The organism is Parasphingorhabdus sp. (assembly GCF_036568145.1).
GTDB lineage: Bacteria > Pseudomonadota > Alphaproteobacteria > Sphingomonadales > Sphingomonadaceae > Parasphingorhabdus.
This window is the reverse complement of record NZ_DATCTC010000026.1, coordinates 1-4201: the sequence shown is the minus strand read 5'-3', so window position 1 is coordinate 4201 and position 4201 is coordinate 1. Positions and strand designations below refer to the sequence as shown.

The following is a 4201-nucleotide window of genomic DNA, read 5'->3' as shown; positions in this document are numbered from 1 at the left end:
AAACCTCTCAGAAGAAAAGCTGGATCCCCGCCTGCGCGAGGATGACGGGGGTAGCGCGAAGCTGCCCTACCGTCTTATTTCAACAGTACCAGTTCCTCCGCCATGCTGGGGTGCAAGGCAACGGTATCGTCAAAGTCCTGCTTGGTTAATCCGGCTTTCACCGCAACCGCAGCGGCTTGAAGGATTTCGGGTGCATCGGGGCCAATCATGTGAAGCCCCAGGATTTTTCCGCTCGTCGCTTCCACGATCATTTTATAGAGGCTGCGCTCCGCACGGTCTGCGAAAACGTTACGCATCGCGCGGAAATCCGAGGAATAAATCTTGATATTACCATATTTCATCCGGGCTTCGCTCTCGGTCAAGCCAACCGATGCGATGGGGGGCTGGGAAAAAACAGCCGACGGAATACAGTTATAATCAACGGTCTTGGGCGTATCGTTGAACACGGTTTCGGCAAAGGCCTGCCCCTCACGAATAGCAACCGGCGTCAATTGCACCCGGTCCGTCACATCACCGACAGCGTATATGCTGTCGACGTTGGTGCGGCTATATTCGTCCACCTTGATCGCGCCTTTGTCATCCATTTCAACGCCAACATTCTCAAGTCCCAGCCCATCGGTTTTCGGGCGGCGTCCCGTGGCGACAAGAACAACATCTGCGCGGACAGGCGCGCTATCTATATGGGGGCCGCCCATATAGACGTCAAAAGCGCCATCTTCGCGCTTTTCGATTTTTTCAAAGTTGCAGTTAAATTTGAAGTTTATGCCTTTGAGCGTGGAAATCTGGATCAATCGGTCGCGCAGGCTTTCGTCATAGCCGCGCAAGATGACATCAGAACGATTGACGAGGGTGACTTTGCTACCCAGGCCGTTGAATATCCCGGCAAACTCGTTGGCGATATATCCGCCGCCGGAGATAATTATTGTCTCAGGCAGTTTTTCCAGATGGAACATCTCGTTGGAAGTCATCATATGCTCGCTGCCGGGGAATTCGGGCACAACTGGCCACGCTCCGACCGCAATGAGTATATATTTCGCGGTAACAGTCTTGCCGCTTGCCAGCTTGATTTCGTGCGGGCCAACAATCTCGGCGCGTTCCAGGATGATTTCGACTTCGTGATTGTTCAGCGTTTCCGTATAGGCATTGTTCAGCCGGTCAACGTCTGACAGGATATGGTCGCGTAGTTTGATCCAGTCAAACTTGGCATTTTCCCAGGTCCAGCCAAAATTCTTGCCATCTTCCAGCTCTTCGGAAAAATGGGAGCCGTAAACCAGCATCTTTTTGGGAACGCAGCCGCGGATAACACAGGTTCCGCCGACACGATATTCTTCGGCAACAGCCACTTTGGCTCCATAGGAAGCCGATACCCTTGCGGCTCTTACGCCGCCCGATCCTGCGCCAATGACAAACAGGTCATAATCATATTCAGACATTTTATTTCATTCCTCGATCACTCAGGCAGGAAATGCCCGGTTCTTTAATATTTCGGTCGACGGGTCCATTTTGTTTCCTTCACCCGCCAAAAGCGCATTGGCCGTCTCTTTACCCAATTCCACACCAAACTGATCGAACGGATTAATGCCCAAAAGCATCGCGTTGACGAAGGTCCGGTGTTCATAAAAAGCGATAAGTGCGCCCAGTTTTCGTCCGTCAAGATCATCTAATAATATCGTGACAGACGGTTTGTCTCCCGGATAATTTCGATTACCGTCATCGGATGCCTGACCAGTCATCAGGGCAGAGGCCTGTGCAAAGCAATTTAACAACAAGCTGCGGTGATGTTCCTCGGCCAGCGAGTGCCCCGGCTCGATAACGGCGAGAAATTCAACCGGAACCAGATGGGTTCCCTGGTGGAGGAGCTGAAACACAGCGTGCTGGGCATCGGTCCCTACCCCGCCCCATATGATCGGGCTGCTATGCCGGTCGAGCGGCTTGCCGTCTGATGTGACCGACTTTCCGTTACTTTCCATTTCCAGTTGCTGCAAATAGACCGGCAACAGGCGCAGCCGTTCATCATAGGCAAAAACCGCGCGTGTTTCGCACCCACGGGCCTGACAATAATATTGGTCGCAAAAAGCCGCTATGGCCGGAATATTTTCAAGCAATGGCGCGCTCTGGAAATGCCGGTCCATTTCGGCCGCCCCGGCCAGCAGATCATCAAAAACATCCATGCCCAGCGTCAGCGCGGCGCTAAAACCGATGGATGACCACAGCGAATAACGCCCGCCGATAGTATCTGCAAAAGGAAGGATGCGGCTTTCGTCAACGCCCCATATTACAGCCTTTTCAGGATTGGCCGTCAATGCCACGACCTTGCCAAAAGGATCGGAAACCCCCTGCTCCCTCATCCAGTTCAGGACCGAAGCTGCGTTGAGAAATGTTTCCGCAGTGGTAAAGCTTTTGGACGCCAGGACGATCAGTGTTTTATGAGCATCAAATCGTTCCAGCACGGGTTCCAACGCGCAGCCATCGATATTCGAGATGACGGCCGTTTCATATTTTTCGTCACCGAGTTTCAGCGCTTCCAGCAATAGCTCTGGCCCCAGTGCCGAACCGCCAATTCCCAGATGGATGATATATTCAATCTCGCCCAGCAAACCTTCATCAATGGCCAGAATCAAACCCTGCATCCGGTTCCGCAGCAAGCGGGCATGGTGGACGCTCATCTCTGCGCCAATACCCCGCTCTGCGGTATGTTCCGCAGCGCGGCCTTCGCTGGGATTGATTATGTCGCCATGGGTCAGCTTTTCAATTTGCCCGGCCAGATCCTTGGCTTGCGCCAAATGCGCGAATTTTTCCAACAGATCGCTATCCATGTGCGTCTTTGAAAAATCAAAATATATACCGGCATGCTCAAAACTTAGCTGTTCCACCCGGTCAGAATTGGTATCAAATAACGCCTTTAGCGGCGTTGCAGGGTGGGTTTCTATCGCATTCCAGTGATCCAAATCAGATTCTTTCCTGTTCTATATAATGCTCTATACGCGCGATATTCAGATCATAGCTCTATCTTGCGTCTATCTGGCGAACAAGGTCGAATCATCGGAAATCGCCGATAAATACTGTCACTTGACCGCACGCATCAATATAAGCAAAGGGGCGCGATGAAGAAGAAAACTGCACCGCGGTCCGAAACTGCCGATTTCATGATATTCCTCGTAAAACTGGCGTTATTCGTCATTATTTTGCGTAGCTTCATCGTGTCTCCGTTCAACATTCCGTCTGAATCCATGCAGCCACGCCTGATGGTCGGGGATTATCTGCTCGTCGCGAAATGGCCTTATGGCTATTCCCAGTATAGCATGCCGCTCAGTATTCCGCTCATCCCCGGCAGGATATTGGCAAACGAACCGGAGCGCGGTGACGTGGTTGTGTTCAAAGCGCCGCCAAATGCGAACGATGACTATATCAAGCGCGTAATCGGCCTACCCGGTGACATAATAAAGGTCACGAACGGAGCGGTTTTCCTCAACGGTACTCCGTTGCAGCGCAAGAAAGTCGAGGATTACACCCATCTCGTTTCGCCCAACAGCCAGTGTTTTGCACAATATTTTGAAACGACGAACGAAGAAGGCGAACGGATTTGCCGCTATCCCCAGTTTGAAGAAACACTGCCGAACGGTAAAAGCTACCGGATACTGGACGTAATTGGCGATTCCGCAGGCGACAATACCGAAAGTTTCGTCGTTCCTGACGGGCATATGTTCATGATGGGCGATAATCGCGACCGCAGCGCGGACAGCCGTTTCCCGGCAGAGGCTGGCAAGGCAATCGGCATGGTCCCGCAGGATTATCTTGTTGGACGCGCGCTCGTTTCTGTTTTCTCGACCGACGGATCGGCGGAGTGGATTAAACCGTGGACATGGTTCACCGCCGCCCGCTGGAACCGCATTGGAGATGGTTTTGAATAAGACGACATTCATCGCCTGGCTGACAGATATTATCGGGAAAGAACCCGGCGACCAGTCGCTTTATGTTCGTGCCTTCACGCATGGCAGCTTTGGCGGCGGGGATTATCAGCGGCTTGAATTCCTGGGCGATCGCGTCCTCGGCTTTACGATTGCGGCGCGGCTCTATGAACAGTTCCCCGATGAACCGGAGGGCAAGCTGTCCCAACGGCTAAACGGCCTGGTATCAGGAAAAATATGCGCCGAAATAGCGCGTGACATTGGCATTTCCGACCATTTGCGGCTTGGCAAGC

Annotated in this window: 4 protein-coding genes; 2 read left to right on the top strand and 2 right to left on the bottom strand. The window is 52.5% G+C overall.

Annotated elements, in window-relative coordinates; all coding sequences use genetic code 11:
• Nucleotides 1-74: 74 nt before the first annotated feature.
• Nucleotides 75-1433 (bottom strand): glutathione-disulfide reductase, encoded by a 1359-nt coding sequence (gene gor / locus VIN76_RS09240; RefSeq protein ID WP_332041557.1) that lies wholly within the window; start codon nucleotides 1431-1433, stop codon nucleotides 75-77.
• Between the two features lie 21 nt (nucleotides 1434-1454).
• Nucleotides 1455-2948 (bottom strand): glucose-6-phosphate isomerase, encoded by a 1494-nt coding sequence (pgi, locus tag VIN76_RS09235; RefSeq protein WP_332041556.1) that lies wholly within the window; start codon nucleotides 2946-2948, stop codon nucleotides 1455-1457.
• 156 nt (nucleotides 2949-3104) lie between these two features.
• Here pgi and lepB point away from each other — a divergent pair, with 156 nt between their 5' ends.
• Both lepB and VIN76_RS09225 read left to right on the top strand, forming a co-directional pair.
• Nucleotides 3105-3911: a signal peptidase I gene (gene lepB, locus VIN76_RS09230; RefSeq protein WP_332041555.1), complete on the top strand. Its 807-nt coding sequence runs from the start codon at nucleotides 3105-3107 to the stop codon at nucleotides 3909-3911.
• Nucleotides 3904-4201 (top strand): ribonuclease III family protein (locus VIN76_RS09225; protein WP_332041554.1); only part of this gene is annotated, 298 nt, incomplete at its 3' end. The genes lepB and VIN76_RS09225, both read left to right, overlap by 8 nt.